Raw genomic sequence first — 20,556 nt, 5'->3', positions numbered from 1 at the left:
GCCCGGGCCCCGGCGGACTGGGCCGCTCCGGAGGGCACCGGTAGATTCCGGCCCAGTCGCCCCACCGCCGCCGATGCTCGCCGTTGCCGTCCTGGCCGCCGGGAAAGGGACCCGCATGAAGAGTGCCCTGCCGAAGGTGCTCCAGCCCCTGGCGGGCGCGACCCTGGTGGAGCGGGTGCTGGGCAGCTGCCACCGGCTCGCCCCCGACCGCCAGCTGCTGGTGGTGGGGCACCAGGCGGAACGGGTGGAGCGCACCCTCGCGGGTGTCGAGGGCCTGGAGTTCGTGCTGCAGCAGCCCCAGAACGGCACCGGCCATGCGGTGCAGCAACTGCTCGGGCCGCTGGAAGGGTTCGAGGGCGAGCTGCTGGTGCTGAACGGCGACGTGCCGCTGCTGCGGCCGGAGACCCTGGAATCCCTGCTCTCCACCCATCGCACCAGTGGCGCCGCCGTGACCCTGCTCACCGCCCGGCTGGCGGACCCGAGCGGCTACGGCCGGGTCTTCGCCGATGGAGCGGGCCAGGTGAGCGGCATTGTCGAGCACCGCGACTGCACGGCCGAGCAGCACGCCAACACCCTCACCAATGCGGGGATTTACTGCTTCGACTGGGCCCGCCTCGCCACCGTGCTGCCCAGCCTGAGCACCGACAACGACCAGGGGGAGCTCTACCTCACCGACACCGTGGCCCTGCTGCGGCCGGCCATGCACCTGGAGGTGGGCGACCCGGACGAGGTGGCCGGCATCAACGACCGCCAGCAGCTGGCCCACTGCGAGGCGGTGCTGCAGGACCGGCTGCGGCGCCACTGGATGGCGGAGGGGGTGAGCTTCACCGATCCCGCCAGCTGCACCCTCAGCGAGCACACCCGCTTCGGCCGCGACGTGCTGGTGGAACCCCAGTGCCACTTCCGTGGAACCAGCAGCATCGGCGACGGCTGCCGCATCGGCCCCGGCTGCCTGATCGAGAACAGCCAGCTGGGCGCCGATGTGGAGGTGGTCCATTCGGTGCTGCGCGACAGCCAGGTGGAACCTGGCTGCGCCATCGGTCCCTTCGCCCAGCTGCGCGCCGGCACCCACCTGGCCGCCGGCTGCCGCATCGGCAACTTCGTCGAGGTGAAGAACAGCCGACTGGGGGAGGGCTGCAAGGCCAACCACCTCAGCTACCTGGGCGACGCCGACCTGGGCGCCGAGGTGAACATCGGGGCCGGCACGATCACCGCCAACTTCGACGGTGTGCGCAAGCACCGCACCGTGATCGGCGGCGGCAGCAAGACCGGCGCCAATTCGGTGCTGGTGGCGCCGATCACCCTGGGGGAGGGGGTGACGGTGGGGGCCGGCTCCACCCTCACCAGGGACGTGCCCGCCGGAGCCCTGGCCCTGGGCCGGGCCCGCCAGCTGGTGAAGGAGAACTGGGCCTCCGGGCCCAGCCCCCGCCAGGAGCAGGGGGTGGCGGGGTGATTCCCGGATTCCTGGCCTAATCTCAGCCCAGGATCTCACTGGACCCATGGCCGTCAATCCCGTCATCTGGTTCGAGCTCTACGTCAACGACATGGGCCGGGCCCGGGCCTTCTACGAGAGCGTGTTCCAGCTGACGCTCCAGCCCATGTCCGATGCGGGCATGGAGTATTTCGCCTTCCCGATGCAGAACGACCAGCTGGGGGCCGGCGGGGCCCTGGCCAAGATGGAGGGCATGGCCCCGGGTGGTGGCGGCACCCTGATCTATTTCCACTGCGACGACTGCGCCGTGGAGGAGAGCCGGGTGGCGGCCGCCGGCGGCACGGTGATCAACCCCAAGATGTCGCTCGGTGCCTATGGCTTCATGAGCCTGGTGCTCGACACCGAGGGCAACACCATCGGGCTCCACTCCCAGGCGTGAGTGCCACGGCCCCGGCACGGCGCTTCCGCTGGTGGCATGGCGCCGCGATCCTGGTGGCCGCCAATGCCGTCAGCTTCTGGCCGGCGGGGGTGCTGGGCGACGCCGCTTTCTACACAAGTTTTCGCCTGCCCCCCTACGCCCCACCGGACGGGTTGTTCGCCCCCCTGTGGCTCGTGCTGAACATCACCTCGCTTGTGGCCCTGGCGCGGGTGGCCAACCTGGAACCGGAGGAAGCTGCCGGCCGGCGGCGGATCCTGGTGCTGGTCTCGGAAGGGGTGGGCTGGCTGCTGTTCGCCGTGTTCACCACGTTCTTCTTCTGGCTGCACAGCCCGGTGCTGGCGGCGGCGGACACGGTGGCCGGCCTGCTGGTGGCGGTGGTGAGCGTGGCGGCGGCGGCCAGCCTGGATCGCCCCGCCGCCGGCCTGATCGGCCTTCGGCTGCTGTGGCTGCTGCTGGCCAGTGCCGTGGCGGTGAGCGTGGCTCTGCACAACCCCGACCCGTTCCTGTCAGCCGCCCCGGCGCCAGGTGTGGAAGCGCTCCAGTAGGGCCAGGGTGCGCTGGGGGGCATGGGCCTTCTTCCAGCTCCCGGCGACGTACTTGTTGGCCTCGGCCAGGGTGGGATAGGCGTGCATCGTGCCCAGCACCTTGCCCAGGCCCAGGTTCCAGCGCATCGCCAGCACGAATTCGGCCAGCAGCTCGCCGGCCTGTTCCGCCACGATCGTCACCCCCAGGATCTTGTCCTTCCCCGGCACGGTGAGCACCTTGATGAAGCCGGTCTCGGCCGATTCGACGATGGCCCGATCCAGCTCGGCCAGGGGGAACCGGGTGACCTCAAAGGCCACTCCCGTGGCGGTGGCCTCGGTTTCGTTCAGCCCCACCCGTGCCACCTCCGGGTCGGTGAAAGTGGTGCGCGGAATCACGCGGCCGTCGACGGCAAAGCGCAGCGGATCGAACAGCCCGTTGACGGCCGCATACCAGGCCTGATGGGCCGCCGTGTGGGTGAACTGCCAGGGGCCGGCCGCATCCCCGGCGGCATGGATGTTGGGGTAGAGGGTCTGCAGGTAGGGGTCGGTGACGATGGTGCGGGCGGTGGGGATACCCAGGGCCTCGAGGCCGTGACCCTCCAGCCGGGCCTGGCGCCCCACGGCACAGAGCAGTTCATCGGCCTCCAGCCGCAGGCTGGCGCCGCCCACCATCGCCTCCACCTGCACGCCACCGCCGGCTGGCCCCACCCGCTCCACCCGGCAGCCGGTGTGGACCCGCACGCCGTCCCGCTCCAGCACCTCGCGCAGCAGGGCCCCCACCTCGGGATCCTCCCGGGGCAGCAGGCGGTCGTTGCGCTGCAGCAGGGTCACCGGCAGGCCCAGCTGGGCCAGGGCCTGGGCCAGTTCGCAACCCACCGGGCCGCCGCCCAGCACCACCAGGCTGGGTTTCGGGGAGGGGTGCGCGGCCAGGGCGTCCCAGAGGGTCTCGCTGGTAAGCACCCGCACCGTGTCGATGCCGGGCAGGGCCGGGATCACCGGCGCGGCACCGGTGGCCAGCACGATGGCGCGGGCCGTGAGCACGGTCTCGCTGCCGTCGGCGGCGGTGATCGCCACCGACCAGGGGCTGATCAGGCGGGCCTGGCCGAGGCGCACGTCCACCCCGAGGCCGGTGTAGCGCTCGACGCTGTCGTGGGGGGCGACGGCCGCCACCTTCCGGCGCACCCGCTCCAGCACCCGGTGCAGCTCCACCCGGGGCTCCTGGGGGGTCAGGCCGTAGCGGTCGGCGTGGCGCAGGCGGGCGGCGAGGCGGGCCGTGCTGATCAGGGCCTTGCTGGGCACGCAGCCGGTGTTGAGACAGTCCCCGCCCATGCGCTGCCGCTCCACCAGGGTGACCTTCGCCCGCACGGTGGCGGCGATGTAGGCGGTGACCAGGCCCGCCGCCCCGGCACCGATCACGATCAGGTTGCGATCGAACCGGCGGGGGCGGGGCCAGGGGCGATAAAGGCGCCAGAGGCGCCAGCGGACCAGCAGCAGCTTCACGATCCAGGGCAGCAGACCCAGCAGGGCGAAGGACGCCAGCAGGGCCGGCGAAAGGAGGCCCGTCAGGCTTGTGAGCTGGCCCAGCTGGGTGCCGGCGTTCACGTAGACGAGGGTGGCCGGCAGCATGCCCAGCTGGGAGACGAGGGCGAAGGGCAGCAGGGGCATCGGGGTGAGCCCCATCAGCAGATTCACCAGAACGAACGGCACCACCGGCACCAGCCGCAGGCTGAGCAGGTAGGCGCTGCCGTCGCGGCGGACGCCCTCCTCGATCGGCCCCAGGCGCTGGCCGAACCGGCGCCGCACCGGCTCCCGCAGCAGGGTGCGGGCCAGCAGGCAGGCCGCCGTGGCCCCGAGGGTGGAGCCGATCGACACCAGCACCGTGCCCTGGAGCAACCCGAAGATGGCGCCCCCCGCCAGGGTGAGCACGGTGGCGCCGGGCAGGGACAGGCCCGTCACCAGCACGTAGACGGCGACGAAGGCGCCGGCGCTGGCCAGCGGTGCCGCCTGCCGCCAGGCCAGCAGCTGCCCGCGGGAGGCCTGCAGGGCGGCGAGATCCAGCTGGCGATACCAACCCTGGCCGAAGAACAGGCCCACCCCGGCCAGCAGCAGGGCGAGGGCGAGGAGTCGTCCCAGGGGAAAAGCAGCGCGGGACCCTCCCTCCGCAGGGTCCTGGGAGGGGGAGCTCATGCCAGGGGCCGACCGGGGTGGAGGGGGGGCGGCATCTGCACCACCGGCGCCGCGGCGGCCAGGATCGCGGCCGTGTCGCCGTTCAGCGGGGGATAAATCCGCTGGCCGTTGATCAGGCGCTTGGTGCGCTTGGCGGCCTCCCCGGTGGCCACGACATGGCGGTCCCAGCCTTCGGTGTAGAGGGCCCCCCAGGGGCCCAGATCGAGGATGGTGGTGTACCAGTCGATGCGCAGCGGCAGCAGCGGCAGCCCCAGCAGATCACAGACCGCGTTGTGGCCGGCGAACCGCCCCATGGGGCGGCCGTGCTGGCAGGACATCACCGTGGAATGGCCATCCTCCAGGGGTAGGCGTGCACAGTCGCCGGCGGCAAAGACCCCGCTCAGCCCCTCGACACGCAGTTCGGCATCGACCGGCAGCCGGCCAAGGGCATCGGTGGGCACGCCGCAGCCGGCGGTGAGAGGGTTGGCGCGCATCCCTGCACACCAGATCACCGTCTCGGCGTGGATCACCTCACCGGAATCGAAGCGGATCGCCGTGCCATCAAGGCCGTCCACCCGCACGCCCAGGCGGCACTCCACCCCCAGGAACGCCAGGGCCTCCTCGATCACCGGCCGCGCCGCATCCCCCATGTCGGAGCCGACATGGCGGTTGTGGTCCACCAGCACCACCCGCACCGGCTGGGACCGGCCGGTGCGCTCCTGAACGGCCCGCAGCCGGTCCGGAAGTTCGCAGGCGACCTCAATCCCCGTCAGGCCCGCCCCCACCACCACGGCCGTGAACCGGCCGGCGCCATCGGGCCGCTCCGCCAGACCCTGGAGATGCTGCTCCAGGCGGGAAGCGGCGGGGTAGGTGTCGACATCGAAGCCGTGCGCATCCAGTCCGGGGAGCGGCGGTCGCACCAGCTGGCTGCCCAGGGCGAAGACCAGCCGGTCGTAGGGCAGGGTCCGGGTGCCCGCCCCGGTATGCACGGTCACCACCCGGGCCGTCGGATCGATGGCGCCGACCTCCCCCACCAGCCAGCGGACCCCGGCGGGCCCCAGCACCCCCTCCAGGGGAACCCGGAGCGCGGAAAGGTCTGCCTCGTAGTTGCGGACGCGGATGCCATGGAAGGCATCGCGGTTGACCAGCAGCACCTCGACGGCGTCCGGGCCAAGGCCGAGCTGATCGCGCTGACGGGCGGCGGAGAGGGCACTCCACAGCCCGGCGAAGCCCCCGCCGAGCACCAGGAGGCGTTGGCTCCCGGTCACGGGGTACCCGAACGCGGCGCCACCGGAACTGGAACGTGTCGATCGACTGGGGGCGCAGGGGTCACCGAACAACGATCATCCGCCCCTCAAGTTAGTGGCAGCGGCCCCACTCCGTGTCAATCCTGACACTCCTTCTCCCTGCGGAGCGCATAGACCATGGGAGGAAGAAAGTCCGTCCGCCACCGGCCGCCGCTCCAGCCGTTTCATTACTTCTGAACTTCGATGGAATCAACCGTGCACAGTGGGCCAGGGATCAGGGTGATGGGTCGCCCCGCGATGCAGGGGCGGTGGCTTCTGATTCCGCTGGGGATGGTGATCCTGCTCTGCCTCGGAAGCGTCTACTCCTGGAGTCTGTTCCGAACACCCCTGGAGCAGGAACTGGGAATGGGCGCGACCGAAAGTCTGCTGCCCTTCACGTTTGTCCTGGTGTTCTATGCCGCCCTGATGCCGATCACGGGGTACCACCTGCCCCACCTCGGTACCCGCCTGACGACCGTGGTCGGAGGGGTGATCGTGGGCATGGGCTACATCCTGTCCAGCATGGCCTCCCATGTCGCCACGCTGGTCCTGACCTACGGCGTCATCGGAGGGACGGGGATCGGCATGGTCTATGGCGTGCCGATTCTGGTGGTATCGCGATGGTTCCCCGACAGGAAAGGACTGGCCGTGGGGCTGACCATCATCGGCTTTGGGTTGTCACCCCTGATCACAGCCCCACTGGCGAATCAGCTGATCGGAATGGTTGGCGTCAGGCCCACCCTGCGGCTGCTGGGTATCGCCATCATGCTGATCGTTGCCACCATCGCCTCCACGATGCGACTGCCTCCGAGGGACTGGCATCCCCAGGGTTCCAGCGCGCAAAGAGCCGTGGTGACCGCGACACCGCTGCCTTCCCGAATCTTCCAGTGCCGATCCTTCTATGGACTGTGGTTCTGCTATGCCATTGGCACCCTGGTGGGGTTGAGTGCCATCGGCATCTCCAGTTCCGTCGGAGAGGAGCTCATCGCCATCCAACCCGCCGTGGCGGCAACCAGCCTGTCCCTGTTTGCCGTCTGCAACGGCATCAGCCGCCCGCTGTTCGGCTGGCTGTGTGATCACCACAAGCCCAGTCATGTCGCCATCGTCTCCTACGCCCTGAGCTTCCTGGCCTGCATCCTGATGATCAACGCCCGCCCCGGTGAGTTGGGCACCTATCTGGTCGCTTTCTGCCTGTTCTGGTTCTGCCTGGGTGGCTGGTTGGCGATGGCTCCCACCATCACCCTGCACTTCTTTGATCCCGATCGCTATGCGCCGATCTACGGAATCGTGTTCACGTCCTATGGCGTTGGTGCCCTGATCGGAACTCTGGTCACCGGCCGCACCCGCGATCTGTTCGGCAGCTACAACGCGGTGTTCGTTCCCCTGGCGGTGCTGACCGTGCTCGGCATGGCCATCGCCGGTGCCTGGCTGAAGCGCGAACGGGAAACGCAGGTGTAGCCCCCGGCGACGCCAGCCCCTTGGGAGCGGGAGCTTGGTCAGGCCTTCAGGGCGGCGCGGCCGATGCGGCGTGCCGCTTCCCGACCGCCGAACAGGTTGCGGGCCGCCGGGCCCAGCTGCAGCGCGGACAGCCCTCCCATCACATGCACGCGGGTGCCGGGCCAGCGCAGATCGTCCGTGAGCACCGGCCAGTCGTCGACCAACGCCAGGGGTCGCTGGTCCTGCAGCTGGCGCAGGAGCGGATGGTGCCTCACCCCCAGGTGATGGCCGGTGGCCAGCCAGAGCCGGTCGGCCTGATGGCGGCTGCCGTCGCGGCATTGCAGCTGCCACTGGCCGTGGCGCCAGCGGGCCGAGGCGATTTCACACCGGGCGTTGAGTTGCAGGACTCCGCACGCCCGCGCCTGCTGCAGCTGGCCGGCGATCTGGGGGGTGATCGAGCCACCGTCGCGGGCGGCCACCACCAGCTGACGCCGCCGATGCCAGCAGGGTTCCGCCCGAAAGCCCCGGAGGTGCCTGGGGCCCAGCCAGCCCGGATCGGCATCGAAGACCTTGTGGCGCAGCTCCCGCCGGCAGAGGAGGCTGACCCGGGCGCCGCGACGGATGGCGCCGAGGGCGAGGTGGGCGCTGGTCAGGCCGCCGCCGACGATCACCAGGTGCTGGCCCTCCAGGTCCCGGCAGGTGCTGAGGTCGATGTGCTGGCTGTGCTGCAGGGCTTCGGCCGGGTAGGGCTCGCGGATGGCTGTGGCCCAGTGGGGCAGCACCGGGGCGTCAGCACCCGTGGCCACCACCAGCCGCCGCGCCATCAGGAGAGAGCCGTCGCCCAGCACCAGCTCCATGCTTCCGTCACCGGCGGAAGCCAGTCGGATCCGCTCGAGTGAAGCGGCCTGCACCCGGTCGGCCAGCTGGAACTCGGCCACGACGCTGTGGCAGAAGTCGGCGAACAGCTGCGTGTGGGGCAGGCCGTAGGGACCCTCCAGCTCGCCAAGACGTTGCCGCTCCTGGGCGAAGCGGCGCAGGGCATGGGGATTGGGGTGGGGATGGTGGGGCGAAGGGGAACGCAGCCAGGGAATCTCGTAGCGGCCCATCTGGGCGTGCCAGCGGGCCAGCCAGCTGCCGCTGGGATCGAGCACCCGCAGCCGCTGGCGCCAGCGGGGGCGCTTCTGCACCAGCAGACAGCAGAGGGTCAGGGCCTGGGGACCGGACCCGGCGACCACCAGCTCAGCCACGGGCGGGCACCTCGCTGGGACGGCAGCGGCTGCCGAGGCCGTGGATCTCGAAGGTTCGGCCTCCGGCAGGACCTGGAGAAGCCTCCGCTGGCGGGGGCCCGGTGGCGGCCTGTCCGAGGTGGCGACAGCAGGGCGATCGGGGAGAGCCATCGGTCCGGGACAGGGGACCCCATCCCGCAGGAACGACAACCATTCTCACCCCTACTCCCGATCGGTGCCGAACGCGACAGTTTCGACCCGGGAATGCCATCAAGAATGAGAATGACTTTCATTCCTGACTTCATGGGCAGCACCGGCAGCGTCAGCGCCTGGGAGGAGGCTCTCCTGGTGGCGATGATCCAGTACCCCGTCCCCGTGATCAAAGGCCCCGCGGACATCCAGACCCAGGTGGATCAGATCTGCCAGGCGGTCGCCACCACCAAGGCCGGCTACCCCGATCTCGATCTGGTGGTGTTCCCGGAGTACTCCACCCAGGGACTCAACACCGCCATCTGGACCTACGACGAGATGCTGCTGCGGATCGACTCCCCCGAGATCGACCGCTTCCGCAAGGCCTGCAGGGACAACGACGTCTGGGGGGTCTTCTCCCTGATGGAGCAGAACGACGACCCCAGCCTGCCGCCCTTCAACACGGCCATCATCATCAATTCCCAGGGCGAGATTGCCCTGCACTACAGAAAACTGCAGCCCTGGGTGCCGATCGAACCCTGGTCGCCGGGGAACTACGGCATGCCGGTCTGTGAGGGGCCCAAGGGTTCCAGGCTGGCGGTCTGCATCTGCCACGACGGCATGTTCCCCGAACTGGCCCGGGAGGCCGCCTACAAGGGGGCCAATGTCTACATCCGCATCTCGGGCTACTCCACCCAGGTCAATGACCAGTGGATCTGGACCAACCGCACCAACGCCTGGCAGAACCTGATGTACACCATCTCGGTCAACCTGGCCGGGTATGACGGGGTCTTCTACTACTTCGGAGAAGGCACCGTCTGCAACTACGACGGCAACGTCCTGCAGCAGGGCCACAGAAACCCGTGGGAGATCGTCACCGCCGAGCTGTTCCCCCGCCTGGTGGACAAGGCGCGGGAGCACTGGGCTCTGGAGAACAACATCTTCAACCTGGGCTGCCGCGCCTATGTGGGCAAACCCGGTGGGGAGAAGGAGAACTACCTCACCTGGGTCAGGGATCTGGCCAACGGCTGCTACAAGCTCCCCTGGGACGAGAAGATCAGGATCCGGGACGGCTGGAAGTACTACCCGGAGGGCGTCAAGCTGGGGCCCATCAGCCAGGCCGGCCTGCCCGGCTGACCCAACCCCGGGCGGCCATGGCGGAGGAGCCTCAGGCCCCTGCCGCCACCAGCCCTGAGTGCCGGATCAGGGCCTCCGGGCTGGGGGGCCGGCCCCGGAAGGTCTCGAACACCTCACCGGGATGGCGGCTGCCGCCGAGGCTGAGCACCGTCTCGCGGAAGCGGCGGCCGGTGGCCTGGATCGCCGCCTCGTTCTCCAGTCCCACCTCCTCGAAGGCGCTGAAGGCATCGGCGCTGAGCACCTCGGCCCACTTGTAGGAGTAGTAGCCGGCGGAATAGCCGCCGGCGAAGATGTGGCCGAAGGAGCAGAGGAAGGCGTCCTCCTCGATCGGCTCCAGCACGGTGGTGGTGACGGCGATCTCCCGGCGCAGCTGCTCCGGTGTCCGGCCGCAGTCCGGCGTCCACTGGCTGTGGAGCCGCAGGTCGGTGAGGGCGAAGTGCACCTGGCGCAGGGTGGCGGCACCGCCCATGAAGGTGCGGGCGGCCTGGAGCTTGGCGAATTCAGCCTCCGGCAGCGGTTCGCCGCTCTGCCAGTGGCGGGCCATGCCCATGAGGGTGGCGTGGTCGTAGCACCAGTTCTCCATGAACTGGCTGGGCAGTTCCACCGCATCCCACTCCACGTTGTTGATGCCGGCCGCCTGGGGGCGCTCCACGGTGGTGAGCATGTGCTGGAGGCCATGGCCGAACTCGTGGAAGAGGGTCTCCACCTCTTCGAAGGTCATCAGGCTGGGGGTCTCACCCACCGGCGGGCTCTGGTTGCAGACCAGATAGGCCACGGGCAGCACGGGCTGGCCCGACCCGTCCAGTGAGCGCACCAGGCACTCGTCCATCCAGGCGCCGCCGCGCTTGCTGCCCGGACGGCTGTAGGGATCCAGGTAGAAGGCCGCCAGGGGCTCGCCGCTGCCGGCGTCATCGACGCGGAAGAAGCGCACGTCCGGATGCCAGACGGGCGCCTCGCCATCGGCCGGGCGGATGCGGATGCCGAACAGGCGGTCGCAGAGCCCGAACAGCCCATCAAGCACCCGAGGCAGGGGGAACCAGGGCCGCAGGGCCTCGCTGTCGAGATCGAAGGCCTCCTGGCGCCGCACCTCCGCCCAGAAGCTCACATCCCAGGGTTTGAGATCCGCCGCCTCGGCCGCCCCCTCGCGGGCCGCACAGGCGCGCAACGCCTCCAGTTCCTGAAGGGCCACCGGATGGGCGGCGGCGCGCAGGTCCTCCAGCAGGGCCTCGACTTCGGCGACCGAGCCGGCCATCTTCGCGGCCAGGCTCACCTCGGCCCAGGACCCGTAGCCCAGGCGCCGGGCCTGCTCCCGCCGCAGGGTGAGGATCCGCTCGATCGCCGGCCAGTTGCCGTCGGTCTTGCCCGAAGCCCGGCTCACGTGGGCCTTGTAGGCGATCTCCCGCAGGTCGCGGCGACGGCTGTACTTCAGGAACGGGCCGAAGCGGGGCATGTCGAGCCCCAGCAGCCAGGGCCCTTCGGCCGCCGAGGCCTCGCCATCGCCGGCGTCGCGGGCGGCCTGGGCCAGCTGCTCCTTGAGGCTCTCGGGCAACCCCTCCACCTCGGCCGGATCGCTGAGCCGCAGGGTCCAGGCGTTGGTGGCATCGAGCACCCGGTTGCCGAACGCGGTGGCCAGCTCCGCCAGCTCCTGGCTGGCGGCGTTGAAGGCCGCCTGGGTCTCGCCCTCCAGGCCCACGCCCCGCAGCTCCATGTCCCGCAGTTCGGCCGTCAGGATCCGCTCCTGGGTGGCATCGAGTCCGCCCTGGGCCTGGAGGCTGCGCAGCGCCTCGAACAGCACCCGGCTCTGGCCGGCCCGGTTGCCGAAGGCCACCACGGCCGCCTGCTGGCTGGCGTGGGCCTCGCGCAGTTCCGGGCTGTTGCAGACACCGTTGAGGTGGCTGACCACGCCCCAGCTCCAGCGCAGCCGCTCGCCCAGCCGGTGCAAGGGATCCATCACCTCCGCCCAGGCCAGGTTGCGGCCCTCGGCCGCCGCCGCCGCCAGATCCGCCTCCAGCCGATCGAGCTCCGCCTGCAGCGTGCTCAGCAAAGCGGGGATATGGGCCACCACCTGGTCGGGGGTGATGGCTTCGAAGCGGGGCAGGCCCTCGCCGGCCAGCAGGGCGGGGGGGCTCTGGAGGGTGGTGGTCATCGCCGGGCGGCCGCTTCGATGGAAGACCCCATTTCAGCCCACCCGGGCGCCGGGCGGCGGCTCAGCCCAGGGCGGCCATCCGTCCCATGGCCACGGCCCCGGTGCTGGCCAGCTCGGCCGCCAGACCATTGGTGCTGGCCTCGTAGAGATCGATCGCCACCCGCGGCCAGAAGCCGATCACCAGGGTGGGCACCAGCAGGGTGAGGCCGATCAGCAGCTCCCGGGGCTTCATGTCACCCACCACCGCCAGGGCCGGGATCCGGGGGCCAAAGAACACCCGGCGGCAGAGGGAGAGCAGGTAGACCGGGGTCAGCACCAGGCCGATGGCGGCCAGCACGATCGTGATTACCCGGAAGCCGACCGTGAAGCCGTCGTAGGAGGTGACCCCGAGGAACACGGTGATCTCGCTGATGAAGCCGCTCATCCCCGGCAGGGCCAGGGAGGCCAGGGAGCTGGCCAGGAAGAAGGCGAAGGTGATCGGCAGCACCTTGGCCAGACCGCCCATGTTGGGGATCGAGAGGGTTTCCGTGCGCTCGTAGAAGACGCCGGTGACGAAGAACATCGCCGCGGCGATCAGCCCGTGGCTGATCATCTGCAGCATGGCTCCGCTCATGCCCAGGGCATCGACGGCGCCGATGCCCAGCAGCACGAAGCCCATGTGGCTGACGGAACTGCAGGCGATCCGGCGCTTGACGTTGTCCTGGGCGAAGGCGTTGAGGGCCCCGTAGACGATGTTGATGATCCCCAGAACGATCAGGGCCGGGGCCAGCCGCAGATGCACCTCCGGCAGCATCTGGACGTTGAAGCGGAGCAGGGCGTACCCCCCCATCTTCAGCAGCACCCCCGCCAGCAGCATCGACACCGGCGCATTGGCCTCGCCGTGGGCATCGGGCAGCCAGGTGTGCAGCGGGAACATCGGCAGCTTCACCCCGAAGCCCACCAGGAAGCCCAGGTAACAGAGCAGGCCGAAGGTGCCGCCGGGGGAACGGGCCGCCAGTTCGCTGAGGTTGAGGGTGAAGGTGTCGCCCGAGAGGGCGAGGGCCAGGCCGCTGATCAGGATCAGCAGGGAAGCGGTGGCCGTGTAGAGGATGAACTTGGTGGCGGCGTACTGGCGCTGCTTGCCGCCCCAGATGGCGATCAGCAGGTAGACCGGCACCAGCTCCAGTTCCCAGGCCAGGAAGAACAGCAGGAAGTCCTGGGAGAGAAACACCAGGCTCTGGGCCGTGGCCTGCACCAGGAGCAGGGCGAAGTAGAGGCGGGTCTTGAGGCGGATGTTCCAGCTGGCCGCCACCGAGAGCAGGGTGACCAGGCCGCTGAGCACCACCAGGGGGGCGGAGAGCCCATCGGCGGCGAGCGACCATTCCAGGCCCAGGGCCGGCACCCAGGACACACGCTCCACCAGCTGCAGGCCGCCGAGGCCGGCATCGAAATGGCGGGCGAAGACCCAGAGAATCAGGGCCAGATCCACGCCGAGCACACCCAGGGCCAGGGTGCGGGGGAGGCGCGGGTCGCTGCCGTCACCAGGCAGCAGGGGCATCACCAGGGCGGCGGTGGCGGGCAGCAGCACGATCAGGCTGAGCCACGGAAAGCCGGCTTCGGTGACTCCGGAAGGCAGCGATGAGGACGCAAGCGAAAGCGGCAGGCTGGCGTCCATCACGGTGGGGTTCTCCAGGCAGGAAGTATGACGGGAGCCGCTGCCGCGTCGGCAGGGTGTCCCCTGGCGGCAGAGCCTATCAACTGGGTAGTTCTACTCACCGAGAACGGCCTGTGGGTGGCTCCCCTCGGGCAGGGGGTCCCAGCTGCTGCCGCCCTCCTGAAGCCCCAGCACGGCGCTGTGGCTGCTCACCCCTTCCCCCAGCCAGGCGCGGGTCATGGCCTCCCCCACCGCCGCTGCCCGCTGCTCGGGGGCCAGGGCCAGCAGGCTGGGCCCGGCGCCACTGATCACGCAGCCCCAGGCCCCGGCCTCCATGGCGGCCTCCCGCACGGCCCTCCCCCCCTGGATCAGTCCCCAGCGGTAGGGCTCGTGGATGCGGTCGTGCATGCCATCGGCGATCAGATCGCCGTTGCCCGTGCGCAGCCCCTGCAGCAGCAGGGTCAGCGCCCCCAGGTTCATCACCGCGTCGCTGATCGGGATGCTGCGCGGCATGGCGCGGCGCGCCTCGCTCGTGCTCAGGCGGATGGTGGGGATCGCCACCACGGCCTTCACCGCCGGGTTCCACTCGCAGCGCACCACCCGCCAGCGGTGGGAGGCGGCCCGCGCCGTCAGGCAGAGCCCGCCGAGCAGGGAGGGAACCACGTTGTCGGGATGGCCCTCGATGTCGATGGCCAGCTCCAGCAGCTTCTCGCGGCTGAGGGGCTCCCCCACCAGGGCATTGGCGCCGATCAGACCCGCCACGATGGCGGTGGCGCTGCTGCCCAGACCGCGGGCGGGGGGCACCGCCAGCTGCACCCGCGCCTCCAGGGCCACCGCCTCGACGCCCACCTCGCGCCAGACCCGCTGGGCCGAGCGGTAGACGAGGTTGTCGGAGCCGCCGCGCAGGTGGGCCCCCTCGGGGCCCTCGATGATCAGTTCGAACCGCTCGCCGCCCCCCTCGATCACCCGCAGCTCGAAGCGGTTGCCGAGATCCAGGGCGGCGCCGAGGCAATCGAAACCCGGGCCGATGTTGGCAGTGGTGGCAGGAACCGCCACCACCACCCCCTGGCCGATCTGGGGCCGGACCATAAGTGACCTGTCGTTGGGCTCAGTGTTGCAGCCGACCCTGAGGGGCGTGCCGGGCTCAGCCCAGCAGCATCCGGGCCCGGCAGGCGGCGCTGAAGGTGCCGACGCCTGGATCCACCACCGCGGTGATGGGCATCGGCTCCAGGGTGGGGCGCAGCCGGCCCTTGTTCAGGAACGGACCCAGGAAGGCCTCCGAGCGCAGGCTGGCCAGCAGTTTGGCGGCCGTGCCCCCCGCCAGCCAGAGTCCGCCGCGGCTCAGGCAGGCCAGGGCCAGATCGCCGCAGACACTGCCGTAGGCCCCGAGCCAGAGCTCCAGGGCGTCGGCCGCCAGGGGATCACCGGCGGCGGCGGCCAGGGCCACTTCGGCGGGCAGGTCGGCCCGGTCGGGCCCATCGCCGGCCTCGCTCCAGAGCCGGGCGGGGCCGCTGAGGGGATGGTCGCCGGCGGGGTGACGCCGCTCGAGCAGCCAGCGGGCCACGTGGCCCAGCCCGGTGCCGCTCACCACCCGTTCGATCGAGATCCGCTCCAGGGCCAGATCGGCCCTGAGCCACTGCTTCAGCTCCCACTCCGCCGCGGAACGGGGAGCGAACTCCCCGTGGGCCGCTTCACTGGGGATGGCCCGCAACCCCCCGGCAGCAGGGAGGCCCATGGCCACCCCCAGACCGGTGCCGGCCCCCAGCACCAGCAGCGGCGCCTGCGGATCCCGCTGGCCCTCGCGCACGGGAGCGGTCTGGGCGGCATCGAGATGGGGCAGGCCGTAGATGAGCACGGCGAAATCGTTGACCAGCTCCACCAGCGGCAGTCCGCAGCTGCGGGCCAGGCCGGCGGTGTCGAGCACCCAGGGGAGATTGGTGAGCCTGGCCTGCCCCCCCTCCACCGGACCGGCGACGGCAAAGCAGGCGGCGGCCGGAAGGCCGCCGGCCAACGGGCCGGCGGCGGCCAGGAAGTGGCGCACCATCGGGGCCAGGTCCGCCCAGTCCGCCGAGGCGAAGCGCTCCTCCAGCACCAGCTCGGGCCGCTCCCCGCCCGGCCGCCAGAGGCTGAGCAGGGTCTTGGTGCCGCCGATGTCGCCCGCCAGCAGGAGGCTCATGCCAGGGCCAGGGTGGCCAGCCGGCCGGCGTTGGCCGTGGTGGCGGCGGCCACCAGGGCATCGGCTGCGACGCTGCCCAGGTCCCCCTGACGGCGGCTGCGCAGGCTGACCGTGCGGGTTTCGGCCTCCCGGGCGCCGATCACCCCCAGCACCGGGATCTTCATCTGCTCGCCGTTGCGGATCAGCTTGCCGAGGCGATCACCGCTGTGGTCGATGCCGGCGCGGATGCCGGCGGCCGCCAGCTGGCCCCGCAGTTCTTCGGCCCAGGGAAGGGCGTCGTCGGTGACGGGCAGCAGCCGCACCTGCTCGGGGGCGAGCCAGAAGGGGAAATCGCCGGCGTAGTTCTCCACCATCACGCCGAAGAAACGCTCCAGGGAGCCGAAGATGGCGCGGTGGATCATGATCGGCCGGCAGCGGCTGCCGTCGGCGGCCACGTAGTTCAGATCGAAGCGTTCCGGCAGGTTGAAGTCGAGCTGGATCGTGGAGCACTGCCACAGCCGGCCGATCGCATCCTCGATCTTGAGGTCGATCTTCGGCCCGTAGAAGGCGCCGCCCCCCTCGTCGACCTTGTAGGCCCAGCCCTTGCGCTCCAGGGCCTCCACCAGGCCCGCGGTGGCCAGCTCCCACACCGCGTCCTCGCCGATCGACTTCTCGGGGCGGGTGGACAGATGGATCTCGTAGCTGCGGAAATCGAAGGTGGAGAGAATGCGCTCGGTGAGGTTGAGCACCCGCAGGATCTCATCGGAGATCTGCTCCGGCAGGCAGAAGACGTGGGCGTCGTCCTGGGTGAAGCCGCGCACCCGCATCAGCCCATGCATCACCCCGGGCCGCTCATAGCGATACACGGTGCCGAGCTCGGCCCAGCGGATCGGCAGTTCCCGGTAGGAGCGCAGCCGGCTGGCGAAGGTGAGCACGTGGAACGGACAGTTCATCGGCTTGAGCTGGTACTGCCGCTCGTCCACCGCCATCGGACCGAACATGCTTTCGCTGTAGAAGTCGAGGTGGCCCGAGGTCTTCCAGAGGCTGAGGTCGGCCACGTGGGGGGTGTAGAGGAGTTCGTAGCCGTCCTCGAAGTGGGCCGAGCGCCAGAAGTCCTCGATCAGCAGCCGCATGCGGGCGCCGCGGGGATGCCAGAACACCAGGCCGGCGCCGGCCTCCTCCTCGATCGAGAACAGATCCAGGTCGGTGCCCAGCCGGCGGTGGTCGCGGCGCAGGGCCTCCTGCTTGCGTCGCTGGTACTCGGCCAGCTGCTCGGGCGTCTCCCAGGCCGTGCCGTAGATGCGCTGCAGCTGGGCGCGCTTCTCGTCACCGCGCCAGTAGGCCCCGGCCACGCTTTCGAGGGCGAAGGCCTTGGGATTCAGCTCGCCGGTGTGGGCCACGTGGGGACCGGCGCAGAGGTCCCACCACTGGTCGCCCAGGGTGTAGAGGGTGATCGGCTCGTTGAGCCCCTCCAGGATCTCCAGCTTGTAGGGCTCGTTCTGGGCCCGGATCCGCCGCTCCGCCTCCTCGCGGCTCACCTCGATGCGCTCCAGGGGCAGCTTGCGGGCCATGATCTTGCCCATCTCCTTCTGGATGGCCTTGAGATCGGCGTCGGTGAAGGGTTCGGGGTTGTCGAAGTCGTAGTAGAAGCCGCTCTCGGTCCAGGGACCGATGGTGACCTGCGCCCGGGGGAAGAGCTTCTGCACCGCCATGGCCAGCACGTGGCTCATCGAGTGGCGGATCCGCAGCAGCTGGGGGCTCTCGCTCGTCTTCGGCAGCGCGATGGCGGCCGCCTCGGAGGGAGCGTCGCCGGCGGCGGCGGGACTGGAGGCCGGTGGCACCGGCGAAGGGGGCGCGGACGTCATGGAGGCAACCTGTTGAAGGCATGGTATCCAGGCCCATCGGTGCGGCCCCGGCCGGCGCTGACTCCGGGGACCGGAGCGGCCATCGATCGGCCCTAAGTTGGGGAGGTTGAGCACTGTGATGGCCGCCCGACCCACGCCAGGACCCGTCCAGGGCGCAGTGCAGCGGCCAGCCCCCGGCACCCCGGACGGGTCGGGGCTGAACCGGGCCGCCGAACGTCGCAGCGTCGCCCTCAGCTACCTGCTGTGGTGCACCTGCCTGGTGGGGCTGTGCGGCCTGCCGCGCTTCTACAACCGCAAGCCCCTGAGCGGCACCCTCTGGCTGCTCACCTTCGGGCTCTGCGGCATCGGCCAGCTGCTGGATCTGGTGCTGCTGCCCGACATGGTGCGCCAGGCCAACCAGTCGCTGCTGCTGGAGGAGGCCCTGGCGGGCCGCGACACGGCGGCCTACCCCCCGATCGAACGCCAGCTGCTCCAGCTCGCCCGCCGGACCGGCAAGGGCGGCTTCACCCTCAACGACGCCCTGCTGGAGCTCCAGCTGCCCCCCCAGGCCAACAGCAGCGTGGTCAGCGCCGAGATTGAGCGGCTGCTGCTCAACCACCTGCTGGATGTGGGAAACGACGAGCGGGGCCGGGTGGTCTACCGGGAGCCGTGAGAGCGCTCAGGCGCTGGTGAGGCGCCGCTGCCGCTCCAGTTCCCGCTGGTAGAAGCGCTGTAGCTCGGTGCGGCACTTCACCGGCTGGCCATAATGGCTGTCACCCGCCAGGGTCGGCAGGGAGGCCCATTCCGGCGCCAGCCGGGCCAGCACCTCGGGCGTCAGGCCCTGGCGGTCGAAGCGGCCCAGGGCGCCGCGCTGCTGGATCAGATGCAGGGCGGCCTGGTCCTGGCTGGCGGGGCCGAAGTCCCGGAGCCCGAGGCGTTCGGCAGCCATGTCCCAGGTGGTGGGCAGGAACTGGTAGGCACCGGCGGCGGCACTGGCGTAGCCGCGCCGCACCACGGTGTCGGGATGTCGGCTGAGGTCACCGAAGCGGTCCCCGCCATAGAGCACCCGGTAGCCGTCGTCGCTGCCGCCCAGCCAGGTGCCCTCGGCGTAGCGGATCGTGTTGAGCAGGGCCCGCCGCTCGGGGGTGATTCCGTAGGGGCCGGGGGCACTCGCCACCACCGGCCGGGCGGCGGGCAGGGGGGCTGGCCGGACCGCCGGCGCAGGGACGGGGGCGGCCGGGCGTTGCACCATCGGCAGCATCAGCAGCAGCACCAGGGTGAGCGGGCCCCGCTGGAGCGGCTTCGGCGGCGACGGCAGGGGGCGACGCAAGGGCAAGCGGTCGTCAGGGATCCATGACCCTGCTCAGGCCCAGCCCTTGGGCGCGACACCCCAGCGCCCGTACTGGACAGACCGGGGCCCGATGTGCTTGCAATCGCCGCTCGGGACACAGGCTTTCAGGAAAAATTCAGTCGGGAGCGGGGAGGCGAGGGAAACAGCCGGCCTACGGCCGCCCCGAACGGACAACCGTCACGCTCACGTTCACGCAGGGGAAACGATCAGCTGTCGTAATCAATACATAACGATTGATTCAAGCTTTTCCCGGGCCCCTTGCCAGCAGAACCGCGCCCCGATTTAATTCTGCGCCAGGAAACCGAGGGCACCCCGGACCCGCTGCAGGGTCGCGGCGGCCACGGCCGAAGCCCGCTCCCGCCCGTCCCTGAGCACCGCCTCGAGGTGAGCCGGATCGCTGCGCAGCTCCGCATAGCGCTGCTGCACCGGCCGCAGGGCCTCCACCGCAGCCTCCGTCAGCAGGGGCTTGAAGGCGCCCCAGCCCATGGCAGCGCACTCGGCCGCCGCCCGCTCGCGGCCCACGCCCGAGAGCAGGGCGTAGAGGCCGAGCAGGTTGTCGGCCTCCGGCCGCTCCGGGTTGGCGAACTCCAAGCCCATGACCGGATCGGTCTTGGCGCGCTTGAGCTTGCGGGTGATGACCTCGGGCGGGTCCAGCAGGGTGATGCGGGAGCCCTCGTTCGGGTCGCTCTTGCTCATCTTGCTGCGGCCGTCGGTGAGGCTCATCACCCGGGCCCCCTCCTTCAGGATCAGGGGCTCGGGCACCTTGAGGACGGGTCGCTCCGGGTCCGGCGCGTAGCGGGCGTTGATGCGCTGCTGGGCGATGTCGCGGGCCAGCTCCAGGTGCTGCTTCTGGTCCTCCCCCACCGGCACCAGATCGGCGTCATAGAGAAGGATGTCAGCGGCCATCAGCACCGGGTAATCCAGCAGGCCGGCCGACACGTTGTCGCCCTGCTTGAGCGCCTTCTCCTTGAACTGGATCATCCGCTCCAGCCAGTTGAGTGGCGTGACGCAGTTGAGCAGCCAGCAGAGCTCGCTGTGCGCGCTGACGTGGCTCTGCACGAACACCGTGGAGCGCTGCGGGTCGATGCCGCAGGCCAGGTAGAGGGCGGCGGTGGAGAGGGTGTCCTCCGCCAGGCGCTTCGGATCGTGGGGCACGGTGATCGCGTGCAGGTCGACCACGCAGAAGAAGGTCTCGTGGCTGTCCTGCAGAGCCACCCAGTTGCGGATCGCCCCCAGCCAGTTGCCCAGGTGCAGGGCCCCGGTGGGCTGCACGCCGGACAGCACCCGGGGCCGCGCCGTCCTGGCGCCGGTGTCGCTCACGCTTCGGGGGTGGCGTCGCCCTCGCTGTCGGCGGAGGCCATCGCCCCCTCAGCCGCCTCAGCGACGGCGTCCGGGGCCGCCACGGCCTCGGTGGCTTCGGCTTCAGATTCTGCCTCGGCGCCCGGAGCTTCCGCCGGGGCTTCGGCTTCGATCACCGCCACCGGAGCCGCGGGCCGGCTGGGCCGGGCGAAGGGGTCGATCCGGGGGCCACCGCCGCCACGGCCCACCTGGCGGGGTTGGCCATCGCCACCGCCCCGGCGGGGCTCACCCC

Annotated in this window: 16 protein-coding genes and 1 pseudogene; 6 read left to right on the top strand and 11 right to left on the bottom strand. The window is 70.5% G+C overall.

Going from position 1 to position 20,556, the window contains the following annotated elements:
• Positions 1-73: 73 nt before the first annotated feature.
• Genes glmU through VB737_RS00970 form a run of 3 tightly spaced genes read left to right on the top strand, consistent with a single transcriptional unit; the run spans position 74 to position 2,416 of the window.
• Complete coding sequence (glmU, locus tag VB737_RS00980; RefSeq protein WP_500310369.1) at positions 74-1,453, top strand: bifunctional UDP-N-acetylglucosamine diphosphorylase/glucosamine-1-phosphate N-acetyltransferase GlmU; 1,380 nt, start codon at positions 74-76, stop codon at positions 1,451-1,453.
• A gap of 46 nt (positions 1,454-1,499) precedes the next feature.
• Positions 1,500-1,871, top strand: coding sequence for a VOC family protein (locus VB737_RS00975; RefSeq protein WP_500310368.1), 372 nt, complete (start codon positions 1,500-1,502; stop codon positions 1,869-1,871).
• Positions 1,868-2,416: a TspO/MBR family protein gene (locus tag VB737_RS00970; protein ID WP_500310366.1), complete on the top strand. Its 549-nt coding sequence runs from the start codon at positions 1,868-1,870 to the stop codon at positions 2,414-2,416. Before VB737_RS00975 ends, VB737_RS00970 begins: the two co-directional genes overlap by 4 nt.
• On the opposite strand, the gene VB737_RS00965 is transcribed toward VB737_RS00970, so the two are convergent.
• Both VB737_RS00965 and VB737_RS00960 read right to left on the bottom strand, forming a co-directional pair.
• Positions 2,378-4,582 carry a dihydrolipoyl dehydrogenase family protein gene (locus VB737_RS00965; protein ID WP_500310364.1) on the bottom strand — a complete coding sequence of 735 codons (2,205 nt, stop codon included), beginning with the start codon at positions 4,580-4,582 and terminating at the stop codon, positions 2,378-2,380. The two genes, VB737_RS00970 and VB737_RS00965, sit on opposite strands and share 39 nt — an antisense overlap.
• Positions 4,579-5,829, bottom strand: a complete 1,251-nt coding sequence (locus VB737_RS00960) for an NAD(P)/FAD-dependent oxidoreductase (RefSeq protein ID WP_500310362.1) — start codon at positions 5,827-5,829, stop codon at positions 4,579-4,581. The genes VB737_RS00965 and VB737_RS00960 overlap by 4 nt, the downstream gene beginning before the upstream one ends.
• A 261-nt stretch (positions 5,830-6,090) precedes the next feature.
• On the opposite strand from VB737_RS00960, the gene VB737_RS00955 reads away from it, so the two are divergent.
• Positions 6,091-7,305 carry an L-lactate MFS transporter gene (locus tag VB737_RS00955; RefSeq protein ID WP_500310360.1) on the top strand — a complete coding sequence of 405 codons (1,215 nt, stop codon included), beginning with the start codon at positions 6,091-6,093 and terminating at the stop codon, positions 7,303-7,305.
• Positions 7,306-7,343: 38 nt separating this feature from the next.
• Here the strand turns inward: VB737_RS00955 and VB737_RS00950 are convergent, their stop codons facing one another.
• Complete coding sequence (locus VB737_RS00950; RefSeq protein WP_500310359.1) at positions 7,344-8,531, bottom strand: FAD/NAD(P)-binding protein; 1,188 nt, start codon at positions 8,529-8,531, stop codon at positions 7,344-7,346.
• A gap of 282 nt (positions 8,532-8,813) precedes the next feature.
• Here VB737_RS00950 and VB737_RS00945 point away from each other — a divergent pair, with 282 nt between their 5' ends.
• Positions 8,814-9,836 carry a formamidase gene (locus VB737_RS00945; RefSeq protein ID WP_500310357.1) on the top strand — a complete coding sequence of 341 codons (1,023 nt, stop codon included), beginning with the start codon at positions 8,814-8,816 and terminating at the stop codon, positions 9,834-9,836.
• A 31-nt stretch (positions 9,837-9,867) separates the two neighbouring features.
• On the opposite strand, the gene VB737_RS00940 is transcribed toward VB737_RS00945, so the two are convergent.
• The 5 genes from VB737_RS00940 to thrS all read right to left on the bottom strand — a co-directional run bounded on the left by VB737_RS00940 (position 9,868) and on the right by thrS (position 17,635).
• Entirely contained in the window at positions 9,868-11,982 is a 2,115-nt protein-coding gene (locus VB737_RS00940; RefSeq protein WP_500310355.1) for a M3 family metallopeptidase, read from the bottom strand.
• Positions 11,983-12,043: 61 nt separating this feature from the next.
• A complete protein-coding gene (locus VB737_RS00935) occupies positions 12,044-13,636 on the bottom strand; it encodes an NAD(P)H-quinone oxidoreductase subunit 4 (protein ID WP_500310354.1) in 1,593 nt (530 codons plus the stop codon).
• A 93-nt stretch (positions 13,637-13,729) separates the two neighbouring features.
• Complete coding sequence (thrB, locus tag VB737_RS00930; protein WP_500310353.1) at positions 13,730-14,704, bottom strand: homoserine kinase; 975 nt, start codon at positions 14,702-14,704, stop codon at positions 13,730-13,732.
• A 55-nt stretch (positions 14,705-14,759) separates the two neighbouring features.
• A complete protein-coding gene (locus VB737_RS00925; protein WP_500310352.1) occupies positions 14,760-15,791 on the bottom strand; it encodes a glucokinase in 1,032 nt (343 codons plus the stop codon).
• The gene (gene thrS, locus VB737_RS00920) at positions 15,788-17,635 is read right to left on the bottom strand and encodes a threonine--tRNA ligase (RefSeq protein ID WP_500310350.1); all 1,848 of its coding nucleotides are present in this window, start codon (positions 17,633-17,635) and stop codon (positions 15,788-15,790) included. The genes VB737_RS00925 and thrS overlap by 4 nt, the downstream gene beginning before the upstream one ends.
• A gap of 118 nt (positions 17,636-17,753) precedes the next feature.
• On the opposite strand from thrS, the gene VB737_RS00915 reads away from it, so the two are divergent.
• Positions 17,754-18,287 (top strand): TM2 domain-containing protein, encoded by a 534-nt coding sequence (locus tag VB737_RS00915; RefSeq protein ID WP_500310348.1) that lies wholly within the window; start codon positions 17,754-17,756, stop codon positions 18,285-18,287.
• Positions 18,288-18,293: 6 nt separating this feature from the next.
• Here VB737_RS00915 and VB737_RS00910 read toward each other — a convergent pair whose 3' ends face one another.
• From VB737_RS00910 to VB737_RS00900, 3 genes and pseudogenes are all read right to left on the bottom strand, one after another.
• Complete coding sequence (locus VB737_RS00910; protein WP_500310371.1) at positions 18,294-18,944, bottom strand: glycoside hydrolase family 24 protein; 651 nt, start codon at positions 18,942-18,944, stop codon at positions 18,294-18,296.
• Between the two features lie 303 nt (positions 18,945-19,247).
• Positions 19,248-20,285, bottom strand: a complete 1,038-nt coding sequence (gene trpS, locus VB737_RS00905) for a tryptophan--tRNA ligase (RefSeq protein ID WP_500310346.1) — start codon at positions 20,283-20,285, stop codon at positions 19,248-19,250.
• Positions 20,282-20,556 (bottom strand): annotated as a pseudogene (locus VB737_RS00900) (hypothetical protein); the annotation flags it as partial. The pseudogene VB737_RS00900 and the gene trpS, both read right to left, overlap by 4 nt.

This window comes from Synechococcus sp. BA-120 BA3 (assembly GCF_034931285.1).
Lineage (GTDB): Bacteria > Cyanobacteriota > Cyanobacteriia > PCC-6307 > Cyanobiaceae > Cyanobium.
Note: the sequence above shows the minus strand (reverse complement) of the source record. Positions and strands in the feature narration are given on the sequence as shown.

Coding starts and splice junctions, on each gene's coding strand:
- thrB (WP_500310353.1), bottom strand. CDS start 14,704: ATGGTCCGGCCCCAGATCGGCCAGGGGGTGGTGGTGGCGGTTCCTGCC.
- thrS (WP_500310350.1), bottom strand. CDS start 17,635: ATGACGTCCGCGCCCCCTTCGCCGGTGCCACCGGCCTCCAGTCCCGCC.
- VB737_RS00975 (WP_500310368.1), top strand. CDS start 1,500: ATGGCCGTCAATCCCGTCATCTGGTTCGAGCTCTACGTCAACGACATG.
- glmU (WP_500310369.1), top strand. CDS start 74: ATGCTCGCCGTTGCCGTCCTGGCCGCCGGGAAAGGGACCCGCATGAAG.
- VB737_RS00940 (WP_500310355.1), bottom strand. CDS start 11,982: ATGACCACCACCCTCCAGAGCCCCCCCGCCCTGCTGGCCGGCGAGGGC.
- VB737_RS00945 (WP_500310357.1), top strand. CDS start 8,814: ATGGGCAGCACCGGCAGCGTCAGCGCCTGGGAGGAGGCTCTCCTGGTG.
- VB737_RS00955 (WP_500310360.1), top strand. CDS start 6,091: ATGGGTCGCCCCGCGATGCAGGGGCGGTGGCTTCTGATTCCGCTGGGG.
- VB737_RS00965 (WP_500310364.1), bottom strand. CDS start 4,582: ATGAGCTCCCCCTCCCAGGACCCTGCGGAGGGAGGGTCCCGCGCTGCT.
- VB737_RS00925 (WP_500310352.1), bottom strand. CDS start 15,791: ATGAGCCTCCTGCTGGCGGGCGACATCGGCGGCACCAAGACCCTGCTC.
- VB737_RS00915 (WP_500310348.1), top strand. CDS start 17,754: ATGGCCGCCCGACCCACGCCAGGACCCGTCCAGGGCGCAGTGCAGCGG.
- VB737_RS00935 (WP_500310354.1), bottom strand. CDS start 13,636: ATGGACGCCAGCCTGCCGCTTTCGCTTGCGTCCTCATCGCTGCCTTCC.